This is a genomic window from Pseudoalteromonas sp. J2K-J599, from assembly GCF_059295115.2.
This window is the reverse complement of the sequence record NZ_CM200271.1, coordinates 2,583,096-2,601,366: the sequence shown is the minus strand read 5'-3', so window position 1 is coordinate 2,601,366 and position 18,271 is coordinate 2,583,096. Positions and strand designations below refer to the sequence as shown.

Sequence of the window (18,271 nt, the reverse complement as noted above, 5' to 3'; positions counted from 1 at the left end):
TGACACATCAACTTGAAAAAGTGAGAGTTACCCGTTTTGATAAAAGGTGTCGAATCTTTAAATCAAAACATATAAGAGGTAACTCTCATGCTACATACTAACAACCCAATTATTAAACACAAAGCGGGTTTACTTAATCTTGCAGAAGAACTTGGCAACGTATCAAGAGCCTGCAAAGTGATGGGCGTATCCCGTGATACATTTTATCGATATCAAGAACTCGTCGAAGACGGTGGACTTGATGCGTTAATTGATAAAAGTCGTAGAGCGCCAAACTTAAAAAATAGAGTTGATGAAGCAACAGAACAAGCCGTTATTAAATACGCTGTCGATTATCCAGCTCATGGCCAACACAGAACGAGTAATGAACTCAGAAAACAAGGCGTATTCGTTTCTGGCAGCGGTGTTCGTTCAATATGGCTACGTCATGACCTAGAGAACTTCAAAAAGCGTCTCAAGGCACTAGAAAATAAAGTGGCTAACGAAGGTATCATTCTCACCGACGCTCAAGTAGCTGCGCTTGAAAAGAAAAAACATGATGACGAAGCGTGTGGTGAAATTGAAACGGCTCACCCAGGTTATCTAGGCTCTCAAGATACATTTTACGTGGGTAATCTCAAAGGCGTTGGGCGTATCTACCAACAAACCTTCGTTGATACATACAGCAAAGTAGCGTTCGCTAAGCTCTACACCACGAAAACGCCAATTACTGCGGCTGACATACTCAACGACAAAGTACTGCCGTACTTCGAACAGTACGAGCTTCCCATGCTACGTATTCTAACCGATAGAGGCACTGAATATTGTGGCAAAGTCGAACATCATGATTACCAGTTATATCTGGCTATTAATGATATCGATCATACAAAAACCAAAGCTATGTCACCGCAAACAAATGGTATCTGCGAACGCTTCCACAAAACGATACTCAATGAATTCTATCAAGTTACATTCCGTAAAAAGCTATATAGCTCATTAGAGGAATTGCAAAAGGATCTGGACGAATGGATGATTTATTACAATAATGACCGAACTCATTAAGGAAAAATATGCTGTGGCAGAACGCCATTAGAAACTTTATTAGATGGAAAATTGATCTGGGCTGAGAAAAATTTAGCTCAAATCTAGACTGACAGTCACCGATTAAAAAACGGGTAACTGTCAGATCAAGTCTGAGCTAGTACATATAAGCCCTATATGCAAACGCATAACTGGGCTAAATAGCCCAAAACAAAAAAGGAAAGCCGAGGCTTTCCTTTTTTATTATCGAAAGTTTAATTAACCTTCGTTATGTTCTTGACGCGCTTGCTCAATTTCGTCTGCAATTTCTTGCGCTTTTTGCTTAGTTTTTTCAGTTAACTCGCCAGCAGCTTCTTTGCTTTTAATCCATGCGTCAACCGCAATCTCTTTGCCGTCGTCGTACATGTCTAAGCCCATTGCTTTACTTTGCTCTAATAGCTCGTTTAAAGACTCGTCATTTTTAAGATCGTTAGTTGTCTCTTTAACGTCGTTCCATGCATCACCAAGCTTTTCTTGCATTTGTGCGCTTTTATCTTTTGCATCTTCTTTTACTTCGTTGGCATCTTCACAACCAGTTAATGTAATTAAAGTGCCTAATAAAGCTAAACCTGCTAATTTATTCATGTGCTATCTCCTTTAGAGACTGATAATTAATTCGAGGCAGACTATACAACAATGAAAATGAACGCCCCCGTAACAAAACGATTAAATTTTAAATTAATGAATGAGCATGATTGGCCTCAATTATTTGAACTCGACCAAGACCCAGCTGTAATGCAGTATTTAACACGAGGTGAACCTACCTCTTTAGAGCAAATAAAAAATGAGGGAGTGCCTCGTATGCTCGCATATCGAAATGAGCTTAAAGGCTGGGGGCTGTGGAGTGTCACTATAAAGCAAACCAATACATTTATAGGTTGGGTATTAATAAGGCCTATGGGCTTTTTTACTGATGCACCAAACTACAGTGATATTGAAATAGGCTGGCGCTTTAAGCAAGCAAGTTGGGGGCATGGTTATGCAACCGAGGCGGCTTTAGCATTATGTGATGAACTTATAAAGCAAGATGACGTTAAGGCGATAAGTGCAACGGCACTAAAAGATAATACGGCTTCTATAAATATAATGAAAAAGCTAGGCCTGCAATTTATAAAAAATTATACACATACAGACGAGCAAGGCGACTTACCTGCGGTGCTTTATTCAAAAAGTGTTTAAAGATGATTAAATATCAACAGTATAAAGATTGACCTGTCCTTAAGTGACGTGCATTAATAAGAATGCGTAACTAAAAAATAATAAATTAAGGATGTTGTATGGGATTGCTTTTTTCACCAAGTAAATTAATCGTCAAAAGTGTGCTGGTTTTACAGTTCGCTGCTTTTAGTGTTTTAGCGCAGCCTTTATCGCAAAGTGCGGTAGCAATGCCTGACTCGTTCAGTGCCGATGCTGCTAAAAGTATATTAGAGCAAGGCGGTAATGCTGTTGATGCGGCTATTACGGCACAATTTGTACTTGCAGTAACGCTTCCTGAAGCCGGCAATATTGGCGGCGGGGGATTTATGCTTATTCAAAAAGATGGCAAGGGCGATTTTATAGATTATCGCGAAACAGCGCCAACAGCGGCTCATCGTGATATGTATTTAGATGAGCAAGGTAATGTTATTGCAAACAAATCAATATATGGTATTCACGCAAGCGGTGTACCTGGCAGTGTAGCGGGCATGTGGCTTGCCCATCAAAAACATGGCACTTTAAAGTGGGAAGAATTAGTACAACCTGCGGTAACGTTGGCTGAGCAAGGGTTTGTAGTTCCGCCTAAGTTAGCAAAAGGTGTGAGCAATTATATAGCCCACCTAAAAGAGCAAAAAATAAATGTAAACTTCGAAAAATACTTTGCTGATGTAAAAGCTAATAAAGTATTTAAGCAACCCGAGTTAGCGGCAACGCTAAAGCGTATCCGTGATAACGGCCAAGATGGGTTTTATAAAGGCGAAACTGCAAATATTATTGCTAAATTTATGCACCAACATGGCGGTATAATTAATCAAGATGATTTAAAAGGTTACACCGCTAAATCACGTACACCTATTAAAGCGAGTTGGAATGGTTATGAATTACTTACTTCTCCACCGCCGAGTTCAGGTGGTATTGCTATTTTACAGTGGCTTAAAATGTATGAGTTACAAAAACCAGATGCGGGCTTAGCGCATAACTCTACTCAGTATGTACACTTACTTTCTGAAATAGGTAAACGTGTATTTGCAGATAGGGCGGAGTATTTAGGCGATCCTGATTTTTTTGATGTACCAGTCAACGCATTAACTAATATTAACTACCTCAAAGAGCGCAGTAATGGCATTTCGTTAACCGCTATCTCGACTACCGAAAATATTAAACCGGGCCTTAAAGAAAGTGAGCAAACTACACACTTTTCAATCGTTGATAAAATGGGTAACGCTGTTGCAAATACCACCACAATAAACTTAGGGTTTGGTAGCGGTGTAGTTGTTGAAGGTGCAGGTTTTATTTTAAATGATGAAATGGACGACTTTAGTGCCAAACCTGGCGTTATGAATGCGTTTGGTGCAATAGGCGGTAAAGCTAACGAAATACAGCCGCACAAGCGTATGCTTAGCTCTATGACGCCTACAATACTCCTTAAAGACAACACTGTTAAAATGGTGACAGGCTCGCCTGGTGGCACAACTATTATTAGCTCTGTGTACGAATCTATTTTAAATGCGGTAGAGTTTGATATGACTGCAGAGCAGGTTGTAAATAGCCCTCGTTTTCATCATCAACTGTGGCCTAAAAATATAATTAGAACACACATAGGTTTAACCGATAGCGTAAAAGCAGAACTTACAAAAATGGGCTACACCATAGATGAGAATCACTTTGGTGACTTACACGTTATTATTAATAAAGAGGGCCAATTAGATGCCGCTTCTGAAGCATCAGGACGTGGTAAATCAATTGTTTTTTAAATAAAAAAAACACCGCGTTAAGAGCGCGGTGTTTTAAACAATATAAAATTATTGAGTATCAATTAAATCTTCAACACCCACTATTAGCCATGGAGCATCGTCTGAAATTAGACGCTCTAAGTGCCAAATTTCTAAAATAGGCTCTTCTTTTTTATCGCCTAAATCACGGTACTTACCTTTAAAGCGAACACTAACCTGCCACGATTGCGCGTTTGTATCTGCGCGCACAAGTTCGGCATCAATAAACATCACTTCTGTTTCTACGCTTTGTATAGCTTCACGTTCAGCTTTAAACTCGGCAACAAGTGCAGGGCTTAAGTATTCAGCCATTGTGGAGTAATCGGCATTGTTCCATGCAGTTTGTAGTGTGTGGTAATGACTACGGGCGCCTTGCAAAAAGCCATTAACGTCAAAGTTAGGTGGTAAATTAAAAGGCACACTTTCACCTTGTGGGGCGCTGCTTGCAAAGCCTGTACTTGTTGGTTGCTCGATAGGTGCTTGTTTAAAAGCATTTTGCTGAGCACTTGTACTTGCACTGGCAAGTTGTGGGGCACGATTAGCACGTAAAAAGCCCGTTACTAGCTTAAATAAAATAAAGAGTCCGCCAGCTAATAAAATAATTTCTAATAGCTGAAAACCTTCAAAATCGTCGCCTAACATTGCTGCAATTAAGCCACCCGCTAAAAGCCCTCCAAAAACGCCTGCCATAATGCCTTTTTTATTTGATGTGGCTTTAGGTGTTGTTGTATCTGTTTGCTGTTTTTGCGCTGTTTGTTGAGTTGCAGGTGTCTGTCCGCGTTTACTACTGCCAAACTTTTTACGTGCGTGTGCATCAAAACTGGCAGTACATAATAATGCCAATAATGAAAAAATAACGATGATGTTCTTCATGAAATTCCCTAATTAAAATCGAGCCGCGATTATAATTTACTTTCTTTAGAAATTTAATTAATTACTTTAAAAATCAGAGGTTTTGGGGAGAGAAGAAACGCTTTGTTAGTGAGTATATAATCAAAAAACCGCTCAGTAGAAACTAAGCGGTAAATTTGTCTATTTTAAAGCCAACGAATTGCGCCAGTAACGCGTTCGTTATATGTATCTAGAGGTGCTCCAAGACTTGCCACTAAAATAGTATCAGCTTGTGAGCCACGATTAATGTGACCTTCAAAGCGCTCATCGCGGAAGTTGTCATCCCCAAAACCGAATGATTTATTTTCAGAAGGCACTATAAATACCGTCATAGGACCAAAGTCAGACTCAAATATTAAATGCAGTCCTTTTTCGCCTTTAAAATCACAAAACATGGCATAAGTTACAGCGCCAGGAAGTTCATCAAGATGACCACCTAATACTGCAAGCTTGTCGTTGACGCTTTGTAGGCTAATGGGCTCTTTTTTATCAAGCGCATTAATTTCGTAGTACACATGGGCAAGCGCATGCTCACCTGCTTCGTGTGCAATATTTTGCTCTGTACTAAAAAAGAAGGCACTAATCGCCACTACAAAAGACGCTGCTAACGCAAGATGTACACGATCAAACTTAAAACGCGATCGAGCATCAACCACGTTTTTACCAGTTGCTTGTTCTTCTTGGAGTGCTTTTTCTTTTAACGATGTGTTTAAAAGAATGCGGTCTGCAAGATTTTCAGGCACAGGTATATCTAAAGAATCTTGAATGAATTTATCAAAATCTTTCATATCGTTAATAAAACTTTGTCGCTCTGGGTTATTGTCAGCAAACTCCATAAGCTCCTTGTCAATGTCGTTTGGCTGCGCAATAGTGCGGCGACGAAACTCAAGTTCATCCATTATTTTGATGCCCCTTTAAGTTGTTCATCATCACGGCTTAAAGCCTCTTTAAGTTGATTTCTGGCACGGTATAAACGAGTCATTACCGTGTTTTTATTTAAATTAAGTATGCCTGCAATTTCTTCACCAGAGCAGCCCATTACAACTTGCAGTAATAATGGCTCTCGGTATTCATCAGATAGCAGTGCAATCTGGCGTTGAATTACCGTTTGTTCCATTTCATCGTCTAATGAATGGCTGGTTTCATCAACAAGCGTATCGTTTTCTACGTCGCTGTAATCAAACTGTTTACGTTCAAATCGGCGTGCGTTTTCTCTTCGTAATATAGTAAGCAGCCAAGGTTTAGCTGCCTTTTGATCAAGTAAAGAGTCGAGTGAACGCCATGCGCGTAAAAACGTTTCCTGTACTAAATCATCTGCTATGTGCGGATCACGGCATAACCAATAAGCAAAGCGATAAAGCTCTTTATTGTAAACGTGGACCAAGGCTTCATAACGCTTTTGTTTCTCTGCCATATCGATTAAGACCTGATTGTTTGATTTTTTCTTTCCAAGCATAAGCACTTTTTTAATTAAAAATTATTAGTTATTGCAAAAAAAGACCTAAGGTTCGTAGTTATTAATCATAAAGGTCTTTTAATACAGCTTGTTGCGACTTTGATGCCTGAGTTTGATAGTTCTCAAGAATTTTAATAATAGCATTAAGATCCGTGTTTGCGCCTTTATTACTATAAAGTTGTGCCTGCAATTGGCTAATGAGGCCATTAAGCTCGCTGCTGTTTACACGGATGCAGAGCTCATCAATCGCGCCAACATTTTTATGGGTCACCTTTACAGAAAAGTTATTTAATGCGGTGTAAAAGGCTTTCACATCGTGTGTTTTAGCTAATGCTTTAAGCTCATTTAAGCTTGGCTGAGAAGTACCACGGGTGTTTAGCTGTAATTTTTCAGTCGTATTTTTAGTAGAACGGTTTATTAAGTAAAAAATTACAGTACCAATCCATAAAATATACCCTAAAGCGGCAACAACTATTAACCAAAGAGAAGTATCACTTTTAGTTTCAATAGGTTGTGTGCCAGTTGCTTGATTCGATATATTTTCAAGAGTAGGTGAATTATTTGTGCTGGGTTGTGGGTTTGCTATGGCTGTATTAGGCGCGGTAGTACTTGGCGTTACTGTAATAGTACGCTTTGGTAATGTGGCTACGCTAATACGGTTCATTTTAGTATTAAACCAAGGCAGCTTTATTTCAGGCAAAGTATAAGTACCTGGTTTTTGCGGCAGTAAGGCATATGATGCCGTTTGCTGCGATACAACGCGTCCGTCTCGTACTGCATTGTTATTTTCTTTTTTATCAGGGTAACTGCGTATGCCATTAATAGTAGGCATAGAGATTTCAGGTAATTGCTCTTTTGTAACTCCAAGCGCGGTAAGTGTAATAGTACGTGTTATAGGCGTACCTACTTCTACTGTGTTGTCGTTAGGTTGCCATTCTTCATCAAGGTTAACCAATTCGCTTGGTAACCATGCACCTTTATAGTCACTCGGGATTGGCTTTATTTCTACTTGCTGATCGTCCCCAAGAGCAGATACCTCCAGTTGGCGGTAATTTTGCTGTACTCGCCCTTGAAAAGCGGGGCCTGCAATCGTGTAGGCACCACTTTTTTGTGGCTGAATCAAATACTCACGAGTAATAACAAGGTAGCGTTTGCCATCAACTAGCTCATAACTCTCAGTTTGTTTACCTAGTTGGGTTAGCTGAGCATCTTCCATACTTGGTGTGCTTAAGCTGCCATCAAGCAGTTCTTTGGCAAGGTAGAGCTTAACAGTGTAAACACCGGCTTCTTGCACAAATAATGAATTACTTGAGAGCGACGTTTTTAAAAATATTTCGTTATTTTTATCTGCATCAACTGAGCGTTTTGCCACTTTTAATTTAATAGGTTGTGAGGTTAACCCTGCAACGCTAAATGCCGGTATCGTGTAATCACCCTCTGTACGGGTCATTAGTTTAACTGACCACGTAGTTTGTTTATTAATACTGCCATTAATAATGTTGGTACGAGAGCTTAAGCTCGTCGGGCCTACAACAAAGTCTTTTAACAGCGATGAGGTGTCTGGTTGCTCGCCTTTAACTGTATCGTCTACCGATATATTAAGCATAAAAAATTCACCCGCTAATACAGGGTTTTTATCTATGCTGGCTTCTAATTTGGTGGCAGCCCACGAAGGCATCGTACTTAATAGCAATAAACAGCAAAATAATCGCATTACCATGATTTTTCGACTCCTGTAGGGCGACGTTTATATTGTCTTTTTTGGGCTTCTAATTGCATTTTATTCCGTAATAAAATAGCCGGATCGTCCGGGACTTTTCTAAGTAGTTGATTAAGCTGTTGTGCTTTTTCTTTTTCTTCATTAGTGAGCTCACTTGCTTGGGCTTGCATCGCTTGTTGCTGAGCACTTTGTTTTTGCTCATCAGTGGCAGGTTGCTCACTTATTGCTTGTGGCTTACTTTGTTGCTGCTCATCCTCTTTAGGCTGATCAGCGTCTTTATTTTGCCCTTGTTCGCTTTGTGGCTGGGCTTGCATATCAGGTTCATTTTGCTTATCTGATTGCTCGCCAGGCTCACCTTGTTGATCTTTTGATTGTTCAGATTCTTTATCTGATTTTTCATCGCTTGAGCTTTGACTTTCGTTTTCGCCTTTTTCAGAATCGCTTTTATCACCATTTTGTTGCTGATCCTGTTTTGACTCATCAGAATTTTGCCCTTGGTTTTGCTCATCTTTTTTCTGACTATCATCTTGGTCTTGAGAGTCGTCGCCGTCGCTTTGCTGATCTTGCTGGTTTTGTTGCTCTTGTTGATTTAGTAATTGCTCAACTAAGGCTTGGTTATCGGCTGCTTGTGTAAAGTCATCTTGTAAGGTTTGGGCCTGTTTGTACGCCTCAATTGCGTCCTCAAGTTTGCCAGCTTTGGCAAGGGCATTACCGTAGTTGTATAATCCGGTAGCCGACTTATCATTACTAAACTCATTAAGTGCAGCATCAAAATTACCTTGCTGGTAAAGCGCCGCGCCTTTCAACTCACTCGATTGCGCCTGTGTTGCTGCATCGTATTCTTTATTATTGTAAGCCTCTAATGCACGTTGATCTGCATTTTGCAAAAGAGTAGGGAGCTCTACGGCATACGCATTTTGTTGCGGTAAAAAACCAAAAGCTAAAAATGCGCCTAACAAGGCAGCGCGTCTAAATAAATACAAACCAAATGGCAGTAATAACAAGAGTCCGTAAATACCTGCATCTATTCGCCAAAGTGCGTGGCTTTGTTTTTCGTCTTTCAATAATTCACTCTGCGCATTTGGAGCAAACGTATTTATGTCGTTATTGCTAGGTTGGTAACTAGCAAATTTACCGCCGCTGCTTGATGCTAAATTTTTAAGCTGAGAGGCATTAATTGTAGGTACTACAATTTGGCCGTATCTGTCTTTCAAAAAGCCGCCTTCAGGTAACTTAATTGGTGCGCCTTGAGCGGTACCTACACCATAAATATTTAATCTATATTGGGTGTTACTGGTAAAGCTACTCACGTCGCTTTGTTCTTGTTGATCAATACCGTCGGTTACTAAAATAATGTCGCCATCAATATAACCCGCTTGCGTTAATAGCTCTTTGGCCATATCAAGACCGGCTAAAACGTTTGAGCCTTTGTCTGGCATTATTTCAGGGCTTAAGCTTGGAATTAAATTACTGAGTGTTGTGGCATCGTTTGTTAGTGGCGAAATTACATAGGCCGTGCCTGCGTAAGCTACAAGCGCGGTATCACCTTCTTTAAATAGCTCAATCATATCAAGCGCTTTAAAGCGTGATTGCATTAAACGATTTGGCAAAATATCGGTGCTGTACATTGAGTACGACATATCCATAACAATTACACGGGCACTTTTACTTTGAAATACAGGAACTTGTTTTTTCTCAAAGCTAGGCCCAGCACTAAATAAAATGCCAAGGCTGCAAAATAAAGCAACTAGCCAAAGTGGCTGGCTGGCTTTAGTGTTTGCTTCGCTCATTATAAATTGTGCTAAATGCGGTGCAATTAGCTGCTCACTGGTGGTTTTTTTATGCTTAATTAAGGCAACAAAAAATAATGCCACAGCAGGTATGAGTAACCATAAAAGAGCGGGGCGAATAAATTCAAAATCCATTAGTTTGGCTCCTTTAATGCACGCAGTGTACTAAGCATTACTTTTAAGCTAATAAGTAAAATAGCGATAAGTAACGGGTAGTAAAATAATGAGCTTTGTGGGCGAAATGTTTGTTCATCAGCGCTAATAGGTTCAAGCTTATCAAGCTCTGCGTAAATTTGTTGAAGGCCAGCTACATCTTTGGCTCTAAAGTATAACCCGCCAGTTTGCTCGGCAATCTTTTTAAGCAAGCTTTCATCTAAATTACTGCCACTAGAGCCTCCCACATTAAAGAGACTAAAGCCGCGCGGATTATCTGAGCCAACACCAATGGTGTACACTTTAATACCTTCTTCGCGAGCTAGCAGTAGGGCATCTTCTGGGTTTAAATTACCAGCGGTATTTTGTCCGTCGGTTAATAGCACCACAATTCGGTTACTTTCATCTTTATTGGCAAAGCGTTTTACCGAAAGACCCAATGCATCACCAATGGCTGTTGCGCGCCCCACTAAACCAATTTGGGCTTCGCTGAGCATTTTACTTACTGTTTTAACGTCGCGCGTGAGCGGGGTTTGTAAAAACGCGGTGTCGCCAAATAATATCAGCCCAAGCCTGTCGCCTTGACGTTGCTCTATAAAATCACTGAGTACAGCTTTTACCATGGTAAGGCGGTCAACATATTGGCCATTATAAGCCATGTCTTGTTCGGTCATCGAGCCTGATAAGTCAACTGCTAACATTATATCGCGTCCTTCATTTGGTAATGAAATTGGCTCATCTAACCATGTTGGATTGGCAGCAGCAGTAACAAGTAATAACCAAATTACCCACTCGAGGGGATTTAAACGTCGTGCGTGTGGCTCAATGCTTTGGCTGGTTAAATTGTGCTTTGCAAAACTGGGTATACGTAAACGCGTACTGGCATTACTTGCTGCGGGTTTTAATAGTAAAAGTAATAAAGGCAAGGGTAGTAATAAAAATAACCATGGCCAGCTAAATTCAAACATTTACTGACTCCTTTATTTTAAATTGCTTAATACCTTGGCGAAATTTTTCGCACAGTGTTGTATCTTTTTGACTGGGGTTATACAAGCTTAGTATTTCTTGTTCTGTAAAGCTTAAACCGGTGAGTGTATTAAGTGTTGTGCACCATTTAGAGGTAGATTGCGCAGCAAGTCGCTTGTCGTAATATTCAATCACTAAACGTTTCAAAATAATATGCAGTTGCTGAGGGTTTTGCTCACTTTGGCTCAATTGTATTGCGTAGTGTTTAGGCTTTTTAAATTTATGTTTTTTATAAAATATATAAATAGCTGCGCACAATGCTAAAAACAGCAGTGCAATAATAACCCACCAAGCAGGGGCGAGTGGCCACCAATTAACTTGGCTTGGCGCTATTATATCGTGCAGGCCATCGAGTGGATTGGTTTGCATGGTTATTTTCTCACTAATTGCAGCTCAAGCGGTGTTGCAGCATTGAATGATATTAAATTAAGACCCGATTTAGTTAGGCGATTAAAGCGTGCGCTAAATGCTTGCTCAGCATTTTTAGCAAAACGTTCTCTAAAGCTGTTATCCATTAATGGTAGGGCAAAGTCTTGACCATTTGCATTAACAGTAACGGCTTGCTTAAACGCAGGTAACTGATGCTCAAACGGATCGCTTATGTGGCAACCAATGAGCTCGCAGTGGCGGCTTAATATTTCAAGTTGCTTAAAGCTGGCATCATCCAGAGCATTAAAATCAGACACTAAATACACTAAGCTACCTGGTTTTGCTAAATGATTAAGGCGCTTTAGGTTATCGCTAAAGTTGTTAGGGGCTGTTTTATCAATATTGTTGAGCGCTTGCTGGTGGTTGTCGCATAAATTATGACAAAGCTTAAGGACTGCTTTTTCACGGGCGCTGGGTTTTAGCTCTAAATGCGAGTGCTGATTAAACACAATACCGCCAATTCTATCGCCGCGCTGACACGCCGACCATGCAACAAGGGCGCTTATATGCGCAGCTTGCACCGACTTTAACAGTAACTTTGAGCCAAACAGCATTGAGTTTGAAAAATCAGTAAATACAAACACAGGGCGCTCTTTTTCTTCTTGAAAGAGCTTTGTGTGAGTCTCGCCGGTACGCGCAGTAACTCGCCAATCAATAGAGCGAATATCGTCACCTTGCTGATAATGTCGCACTTCGGCAAATTCCATTCCTCGGCCTTTGTGCGGTGCAAGGTATTGTCCTGTTAAGGTATTTTTTATTTTTACCTTAGGGGCAAGTTCAAGCAATTGCGCTTTGGCTTTGTAATACATCAGCTCTTTGAGTGCTAAATTAACACCGTGGCTATGGCTCTGTTTGAGCCATGCTTGGGTTTCTAATTGTTTTTGCATAACTTATGGTACGGCTACAAGTTCAACTATACGGCTTATTACTTGATCTTTAGTAATGCCATCGGCTTGGGCTTCGTAACTTAAAATAATGCGATGACGCAGTACGTTATGCACAACAGCTTGAATGTCATCAGGTGCTACAAAGTCACGGCCTTGAAGCCATGCATGAGCACGAGCACATTTATCAAGTGCTATTGTTGCACGCGGGCTTGCACCAAACTCAATCCAGCTACCTAGTTGCGCATCTAATTTAGCGCCTTCACGGGTAGCAATAATAAGTTGTACTAAATATTGCTCAAGCGGCTCTGCTAAATAAAGGCCTAATATTTCTTTACGAGCTGCAAATAAGTCGCTTTGACTAATTTTTTGCATTACTGGTTGTTGCTCGTTAAGCGCTTCGCCACGTGTTAAACGCAGTATATCAAGCTCATGCTCTGCGCCAGGGTAGTCAATACTTAGGTGCAGTAAAAAGCGATCCAGCTGGGCTTCTGGTAACGGGTATGTGCCTTCTTGCTCTAGCGGGTTTTGCGTTGCCATAACTAAAAACAGCTCGCTAAGCGGATAGGTATTTTTACCCACGGTTACTTGTCGCTCTGCCATGGCTTCTAATAGTGCTGATTGTACTTTGGCTGGTGCACGGTTAATTTCGTCAGCTAAAATTAGGTTATGAAAAAGAGGGCCTTTTTCAAATACAAACTCGCTAGTTTGTTGGCGGTAAATATCGGTACCTGTTACATCAGCTGGTAATAAATCTGGCGTAAACTGTACGCGCTGAAATGAGCCTTCAATGCCTTTAGCAAGTGCATTAACTGCACGTGTTTTTGCAAGCCCAGGAGGGCCTTCTACTAATAAGTGACCATCAGCTAAAATAGCAATAAGTAGTGCTTGTGTAAGCTCTGGCTGGCCAATGATTTGTGTATCTAAGTACGTTTTTAATTGTGAAAATGCGTTAGCTGCCATAATAAGTGGACTGTCCTCGTCAGCTGGGTTTGTACCTAATAGTGTTAGGTGATAAATACTGACCTATTTATAAGGTTTATAATTGGGTAACTCAAGAGTTAGACTGTATTTTTTAAAATAGTTCGTTATTTTTTAACGATTTTTAGCGTACCACAAAACTTTGTAAATGCGTCTAAAAAAGCCTATTGTGATAGTCGTAATTAAACACTGTTTATATAAATTTGTGTTTATCTATTGGCTTTAGGGCACGGGTTGTTTAGAATCGAGGAAAACAAACAGGTCAGACCTGTCAGCGGGAGAGCATAAATGTCTGAGCAAAACATACTAAAAACACCAAAGGGCGACCGTATTGCCATAGTTAGCGGCTTACGTACACCTTTTGCAAAACAAGCAACAGCGTTTCACCATGTACCAGCACTTGATATGGGTAAATTGGTGGTTAACGAAATGCTTGAACGATTAAATTTCAATAAGTCAGAAATTGATCAACTTGTATTTGGTCAAGTAGTACAAATGCCAGAAGCGCCAAATATTGCACGTGAAATTGTATTGGGCACAGGTATGCCAGTATCGGTTGATGCATATTCTGTATCGCGCGCATGTGCTACCAGCTTTCAGGCTATTGCTAATGTAGCTGAGTCTATTATGGCGGGATCTGTAAGTGTAGGTATTGCAGGCGGCGCAGATTCGTCATCAGTACTACCAATTGGTGTTAGTAAAAAGCTAGCAGGCAGCTTAGTTGATTTAAATAAAGCGCGTACGCTTGGTCAACGCTTAAAAATATTTTCAAAACTGCGCTTAAAAGATTTATTACCAGTGCCTCCTGCAGTAGCAGAGTACTCAACAGGCCTTTCAATGGGGCAAACTGCTGAGCAAATGGCTAAAACACATAATATTAGCCGTGAAGATCAAGATGCGTTAGCGCATCGTTCTCACTCACTTGCAACGCAAGCATGGGCTGATGGTAAGTTAAAAGATGAAGTAATGACGGCGCATTTACCGCCATATAAAAGCTTTATTTCAGAAGACAACAACATTCGTAAAAACTCAACGGTTGAAGGCTACGCCAAGCTTAAACCTGTTTTTGACCGTCAGCACGGTACTGTTACCGCCGCAAATGCAACACCATTAACTGATGGTGCAGCGGCCGTACTTATGATGAGCGAAAGCAAAGCAAAAGCACTTGGCTATGAAATACTAGGTTACGTACGTAGCTTTGCATTTTCGGCAATTGGCGTAGAAAAAGACATGTTAATGGGCCCAGCTCATTCAACGCCTATTGCACTAGATAGAGCGGGTATTACGCTTGCTGATTTAGATTTAATTGAAATGCACGAAGCGTTTGCATCGCAAACACTTGCCAATATGAAAATGTTTGCCTCAGACAAATTTGCACAAGAGCATTTAGGTCGCAGCAAAGCAATTGGCGAAATTAACATGGATAAGTTTAACGTTAACGGCGGCTCTTTAGCATATGGTCACCCATTTGCAGCAACAGGTGCACGCTTAATTACGCAAAGCTTACACGAGCTTAAACGTCGTGGTGGCGGTTTGGCATTAACAACAGCGTGTGCTGCTGGTGGTTTAGGTGCAGCCTTTGTATTGGAGAGCGCGTAATGACTGATTCAGTATTTAATTTAGCGGTAGATGAAAACAAAATTGCCGTAGTAACGATTGATGTGCCAGGGGAGAAAATGAATACCCTGCGCAGTAGTTTTGCCGATGACTTAAAAGCATTATTAGAAGACGCTAAGTCGCAAAATGTAAAAGGCATGGTATTTATAAGCGGAAAAAGCGATAACTTTATCGCGGGCGCCGATGTAAAAATGCTCGATAGCGTTCAAAAGCGTGATGATGCTTTAGCTATTAGCGAACTATGTCATCAAGCATTTTTTGATATGACAAAACTGCCATACACAACAGTAAGCGCGATTCATGGCGCTGCATTAGGTGGTGGTTTAGAGTTTGCTTTAGCGTGTGACTACCGTGTTGGTACCGACAGCGATTTAACAAAAATTGGCTTACCAGAAGTGCAACTAGGTTTACTACCAGGTGGCGGCGGTACGCAGCGCTTAACTAAAATTGTTGGTATTCAAAAAGCACTTGAGTGGATGCTAACAGGTAAACAAATTCGCCCTAAGCAAGCTAAAAAAGCAGGCGTGCTTGATGACTGTGTACCACACAGTGTGCTGCTAAAAGTTGCAAAAGAATTTGCGACTAAGAAAAAGCCACAAGCAAAAGAGCCAAAGCTCGACAATATTAGTAAATTATTAGAGTCAAACCCGTTTGGTCGTAACTTTATCTTTAAAAAAGCCAAAGAAAACGTACTTAAAAAAACGGGCGGGCACTACCCAGCACCACTCGCTATTATTAAAGCTGTGCGTGCTAGTGTAGAGCTTGATGAGCTAAAAGCGTATAAAACAGAAGCTGAAAGCTTTGCAACACTTGTAATGAGTGACGAATCGAAAGCGCTTCGCGGTATTTTCTTTGCAACCACTGAAATGAAAAAAGAGTGGCGCAATGAAGGCGCACCAGTAATTAGCAAAACTGCTGTTTTAGGTGGTGGACTAATGGGCGCAGGAATTGCGCACGTAAGTGCTGTTAAAGCTAAAGTACCGGTACGTATTAAAGATGTAGCAGAGCAGGGCATTAGTAATGCAATGAGCTACACCTACAAAATTTTAGACAAGCGCCTTAAGCGCCGTATTATGTCTAAAGCTGATATGCAGTTAACAATGAACCGTATTACAGGTACAACAGACTACAGTGGCTTTAAACACATTGATTTAGTAATAGAAGCGGTGTTTGAAGATCTTGCGCTTAAGCAAGGTATGGTTGCCGACGTAGAGCAGCAATGCCAAGAAAATACAATTTTTGCTAGTAACACGTCATCATTACCAATTTCGCAAATTGCAGCGCAGGCAGCACGTCCTGAAAATGTAATTGGCTTACATTACTTTTCACCAGTAGAAAAAATGCCATTAGTGGAAATTATTCCACACGAAGGTACATCTAAAGAGACCATTGCTCGCGTTGTTAACTTTGCACGTAAGCAAGGTAAAACGCCAATTGTTGTAAAAGACATGGCCGGTTTTTACGTAAACCGTATTTTAGCGCCTTACTTAAATGAAGCTGCTAACTTAATGCTTGCGGGTGAGCCAATTGAAAAGATTGATGCAGCCCTAGTTGAGTTTGGCTTTCCGGTAGGACCGCTGGCTCTACTTGATGAAGTAGGGATTGATATTGGCTCTAAAATTGCTCCAATTCTTGAAAAAGAATTAGGTGAGCGTTTTAAAGGCCCAGATGCATTTACCCGTATGATTGACTCAAAACGCCTAGGCCGCAAAACGGGTCGTGGTTTTTACGAATACGATAAAAAAGGCAAAAAGGTTGATGAGTCAGTTTACGAACTATTGGGTGTTACCCCAGCTCCACGTTTAAACAAAAGCGAAATTGCTAAGCGATGTGTATCAAAAATGCTTAACGAAGCAGTACGCTGTTTAGATGATGGCATTATTGCAAGCCCACGTGATGGCGACATTGGTGCAATATTTGGTATTGGTTTCCCACCATTTTTAGGTGGCCCGTTTAGCTATATGGATAAATTAGGCGCAAGTAAAATAAGCTCTGATATGTCTACATTGGCTAACAGCGATGCTAATTTTGCTCCATGTGAGTCACTGGTAACAATGGCAAGCTCTGGTACTACTTTTTATAATGCAGCAACTGTTGAGGTTGTAGCTCCTGAAGTACAAAGTACTGAGCCACAAGAGCAAAGTGTCACTGAGCCTGAAGTTACTAAAGAGATTGAAACAAAAGAATAAAGTTTCTACTGTTTATAAAAACCGCATTTAGATGCGGTTTTTTTATGATTTTTAATATTTAAATGAGGAGCTTAATGACATTATTTACACAAAGATTGAGCATGTACCAAATAGAAGAGTCTGATTGGCCTCTTTTTCTTGCGCTTCATCGCGATCCTCAAGTCCTCAAGTATTGTTTTGATATGCCAATGGAGTCACTGATAAGAAACCGCTTTGAGATACGCTTACCTAAGTGGAATACTAAATCACGCCATCCACTGTGCTTACTCATTATTAATAATAAAACAAAACAACCAGTGGGTGTTACAGGCTTTGCCTATGACGGAGAAACCGCAGAGCTTGGTTATTTATTATTGCCAGAGTATTTTAATAAAGGCTACGCGACAGAGTCGTTAAGAGCTGTAATTGATTGGGCTTGGAAAGAATGTGGTATTAGGCAGTTTAAAGCAGTCGTAACGCGTGGCAATATTGGTTCTGAAAAGGTGCTTAGTAAGTGCGGCTTAACCCATACCGATACACTTTTTAAAGTGCATACAATAGGCGAAAAGTTATACGACGATTTAATTTATACGCTTAAGGTGTAAGGTTTTAATGGGCTAGTAGCCTAGCCCAAAAAGTGCTACAAGTGAAGTGCGATAGCTTTGCGGTCTTTTTCTGGCATGTTTTCTACGACTAAATTAAATGAGTTATCAATCATTCTCTCAATTTCACTTTGTGCAATTGTGCCGTCTAAAATTACTGTGTTCCATAAGCGTTTATTCATATGGTAACCAGGGATCACTGCCGGGAAAGTATCACGCAATGATATTGCTTCATCAGGATCGCACTTTAAGTTAAGCCACCAAATAACCTCACCATCATCATTAGTTTGACCGTCATTGCCAATAGCAAGAGTCGCAAACATTTTATGATTCACTTTATATACATCAACCTCTTGCGCAAATGGTTTTGTAACCTGAACAAGTGGTTTTTTAACTAAATACTCATGTACTTTTTTCTGGTCCATGATCCATTCCTTGAAGTCATACTCGGTAAAGCTACCATAGCAGTTTTTTTCACATTTGATTATATGTATTTTAGTATAAATTAAAATTTTACAAGCTAATA

The 18,271-nt window shown here is 40.4% G+C and carries 16 protein-coding genes and 1 pseudogene; 6 read left to right on the top strand and 11 right to left on the bottom strand.

What is annotated here, in order from left to right; genetic code table 11:
• The first annotated feature begins 87 nt into the window (after positions 1–87).
• Positions 88–1,128: pseudogene (locus tag AC5NT5_RS11850) on the top strand (IS481 family transposase).
• Positions 1,129–1,278: 150 nt separating this feature from the next.
• Here the strand turns inward: AC5NT5_RS11850 and AC5NT5_RS11845 are convergent.
• The gene (locus AC5NT5_RS11845; protein ID WP_024596750.1) at positions 1,279–1,644 is read right to left on the bottom strand and encodes a hypothetical protein; all 366 of its coding nucleotides are present in this window, start codon (positions 1,642–1,644) and stop codon (positions 1,279–1,281) included.
• 51 nt (positions 1,645–1,695) lie between these two features.
• Here AC5NT5_RS11845 and AC5NT5_RS11840 point away from each other — a divergent pair, with 51 nt between their 5' ends.
• Both AC5NT5_RS11840 and ggt read left to right on the top strand, forming a co-directional pair.
• On the top strand, positions 1,696–2,238 hold the full coding sequence (locus AC5NT5_RS11840; protein ID WP_182671268.1) for a GNAT family N-acetyltransferase: 543 nt from the start codon (positions 1,696–1,698) through the stop codon (positions 2,236–2,238).
• 98 nt (positions 2,239–2,336) lie between these two features.
• Positions 2,337–4,010 carry a gamma-glutamyltransferase gene (gene ggt, locus AC5NT5_RS11835; protein ID WP_494514052.1) on the top strand — a complete coding sequence of 558 codons (1,674 nt, stop codon included), beginning with the start codon at positions 2,337–2,339 and terminating at the stop codon, positions 4,008–4,010.
• A 48-nt stretch (positions 4,011–4,058) separates the two neighbouring features.
• On the opposite strand, the gene AC5NT5_RS11830 is transcribed toward ggt, so the two are convergent.
• The 9 genes from AC5NT5_RS11830 to AC5NT5_RS11790 form a co-directional block, all read right to left on the bottom strand.
• Positions 4,059–4,901 carry a Tim44 domain-containing protein gene (locus AC5NT5_RS11830; RefSeq protein ID WP_494514053.1) on the bottom strand — a complete coding sequence of 281 codons (843 nt, stop codon included), beginning with the start codon at positions 4,899–4,901 and terminating at the stop codon, positions 4,059–4,061.
• A 164-nt stretch (positions 4,902–5,065) separates the two neighbouring features.
• Positions 5,066–5,818 (bottom strand): DUF3379 family protein, encoded by a 753-nt coding sequence (locus AC5NT5_RS11825; RefSeq protein ID WP_138489429.1) that lies wholly within the window; start codon positions 5,816–5,818, stop codon positions 5,066–5,068.
• Positions 5,818–6,375: a sigma-70 family RNA polymerase sigma factor gene (locus AC5NT5_RS11820; protein ID WP_032827217.1), complete on the bottom strand. Its 558-nt coding sequence runs from the start codon at positions 6,373–6,375 to the stop codon at positions 5,818–5,820. Before AC5NT5_RS11820 ends, AC5NT5_RS11825 begins: the two co-directional genes overlap by 1 nt.
• A gap of 61 nt (positions 6,376–6,436) precedes the next feature.
• Positions 6,437–8,095: a BatD family protein gene (locus tag AC5NT5_RS11815; RefSeq protein ID WP_494514054.1), complete on the bottom strand. Its 1,659-nt coding sequence runs from the start codon at positions 8,093–8,095 to the stop codon at positions 6,437–6,439.
• Positions 8,089–10,020 carry a VWA domain-containing protein gene (locus AC5NT5_RS11810; protein ID WP_290174470.1) on the bottom strand — a complete coding sequence of 644 codons (1,932 nt, stop codon included), beginning with the start codon at positions 10,018–10,020 and terminating at the stop codon, positions 8,089–8,091. Before AC5NT5_RS11810 ends, AC5NT5_RS11815 begins: the two co-directional genes overlap by 7 nt.
• Positions 10,020–11,006 (bottom strand): vWA domain-containing protein, encoded by a 987-nt coding sequence (locus AC5NT5_RS11805; protein WP_182712767.1) that lies wholly within the window; start codon positions 11,004–11,006, stop codon positions 10,020–10,022. The genes AC5NT5_RS11810 and AC5NT5_RS11805 overlap by 1 nt, the downstream gene beginning before the upstream one ends.
• On the bottom strand, positions 10,999–11,433 hold the full coding sequence (locus tag AC5NT5_RS11800) for a DUF4381 domain-containing protein (protein ID WP_494514055.1): 435 nt from the start codon (positions 11,431–11,433) through the stop codon (positions 10,999–11,001). The genes AC5NT5_RS11805 and AC5NT5_RS11800 overlap by 8 nt, the downstream gene beginning before the upstream one ends.
• Before the next feature lie 2 nt (positions 11,434–11,435).
• Positions 11,436–12,380: a DUF58 domain-containing protein gene (locus AC5NT5_RS11795; RefSeq protein WP_007377763.1), complete on the bottom strand. Its 945-nt coding sequence runs from the start codon at positions 12,378–12,380 to the stop codon at positions 11,436–11,438.
• Between the two features lie 3 nt (positions 12,381–12,383).
• Positions 12,384–13,340, bottom strand: a complete 957-nt coding sequence (locus AC5NT5_RS11790; RefSeq protein WP_007377762.1) for an AAA family ATPase — start codon at positions 13,338–13,340, stop codon at positions 12,384–12,386.
• Between the two features lie 306 nt (positions 13,341–13,646).
• On the opposite strand from AC5NT5_RS11790, the gene fadI reads away from it, so the two are divergent.
• From fadI to AC5NT5_RS11775, 3 genes are all read left to right on the top strand, one after another.
• Entirely contained in the window at positions 13,647–14,957 is a 1,311-nt protein-coding gene (fadI, locus tag AC5NT5_RS11785) for an acetyl-CoA C-acyltransferase FadI (RefSeq protein ID WP_004335629.1), read from the top strand.
• The gene (gene fadJ / locus AC5NT5_RS11780; protein ID WP_494514056.1) at positions 14,957–17,164 is read left to right on the top strand and encodes a fatty acid oxidation complex subunit alpha FadJ; all 2,208 of its coding nucleotides are present in this window, start codon (positions 14,957–14,959) and stop codon (positions 17,162–17,164) included. The genes fadI and fadJ overlap by 1 nt, the downstream gene beginning before the upstream one ends.
• 74 nt (positions 17,165–17,238) lie before the next feature.
• Positions 17,239–17,748, top strand: a complete 510-nt coding sequence (locus tag AC5NT5_RS11775; RefSeq protein WP_002962149.1) for a GNAT family N-acetyltransferase — start codon at positions 17,239–17,241, stop codon at positions 17,746–17,748.
• Between the two features lie 35 nt (positions 17,749–17,783).
• Here AC5NT5_RS11775 and AC5NT5_RS11770 read toward each other — a convergent pair whose 3' ends face one another.
• Entirely contained in the window at positions 17,784–18,170 is a 387-nt protein-coding gene (locus AC5NT5_RS11770) for an MmcQ/YjbR family DNA-binding protein (protein ID WP_024596739.1), read from the bottom strand.
• Positions 18,171–18,271: the final 101 nt, after the last annotated feature.

Bases quoted from the DNA above. Each gene is read 5' to 3' on its own strand.
- AC5NT5_RS11845 (WP_024596750.1), bottom strand. From the start codon at position 1,644: ATGAATAAATTAGCAGGTTTAGCTTTATTAGGCACTTTAATTACATTA.
- AC5NT5_RS11840 (WP_182671268.1), top strand. From the start codon at position 1,696: ATGAAAATGAACGCCCCCGTAACAAAACGATTAAATTTTAAATTAATG.
- ggt (WP_494514052.1), top strand. From the start codon at position 2,337: ATGGGATTGCTTTTTTCACCAAGTAAATTAATCGTCAAAAGTGTGCTG.
- AC5NT5_RS11830 (WP_494514053.1), bottom strand. From the start codon at position 4,901: ATGAAGAACATCATCGTTATTTTTTCATTATTGGCATTATTATGTACT.
- AC5NT5_RS11825 (WP_138489429.1), bottom strand. From the start codon at position 5,818: ATGGATGAACTTGAGTTTCGTCGCCGCACTATTGCGCAGCCAAACGAC.
- AC5NT5_RS11820 (WP_032827217.1), bottom strand. From the start codon at position 6,375: ATGCTTGGAAAGAAAAAATCAAACAATCAGGTCTTAATCGATATGGCA.
- AC5NT5_RS11815 (WP_494514054.1), bottom strand. From the start codon at position 8,095: ATGGTAATGCGATTATTTTGCTGTTTATTGCTATTAAGTACGATGCCT.
- AC5NT5_RS11810 (WP_290174470.1), bottom strand. From the start codon at position 10,020: ATGGATTTTGAATTTATTCGCCCCGCTCTTTTATGGTTACTCATACCT.
- AC5NT5_RS11805 (WP_182712767.1), bottom strand. From the start codon at position 11,006: ATGTTTGAATTTAGCTGGCCATGGTTATTTTTATTACTACCCTTGCCT.
- AC5NT5_RS11800 (WP_494514055.1), bottom strand. From the start codon at position 11,433: ATGCAAACCAATCCACTCGATGGCCTGCACGATATAATAGCGCCAAGC.
- AC5NT5_RS11795 (WP_007377763.1), bottom strand. From the start codon at position 12,380: ATGCAAAAACAATTAGAAACCCAAGCATGGCTCAAACAGAGCCATAGC.
- AC5NT5_RS11790 (WP_007377762.1), bottom strand. From the start codon at position 13,340: ATGGCAGCTAACGCATTTTCACAATTAAAAACGTACTTAGATACACAA.
- fadI (WP_004335629.1), top strand. From the start codon at position 13,647: ATGTCTGAGCAAAACATACTAAAAACACCAAAGGGCGACCGTATTGCC.
- fadJ (WP_494514056.1), top strand. From the start codon at position 14,957: ATGACTGATTCAGTATTTAATTTAGCGGTAGATGAAAACAAAATTGCC.
- AC5NT5_RS11775 (WP_002962149.1), top strand. From the start codon at position 17,239: ATGACATTATTTACACAAAGATTGAGCATGTACCAAATAGAAGAGTCT.
- AC5NT5_RS11770 (WP_024596739.1), bottom strand. From the start codon at position 18,170: ATGGACCAGAAAAAAGTACATGAGTATTTAGTTAAAAAACCACTTGTT.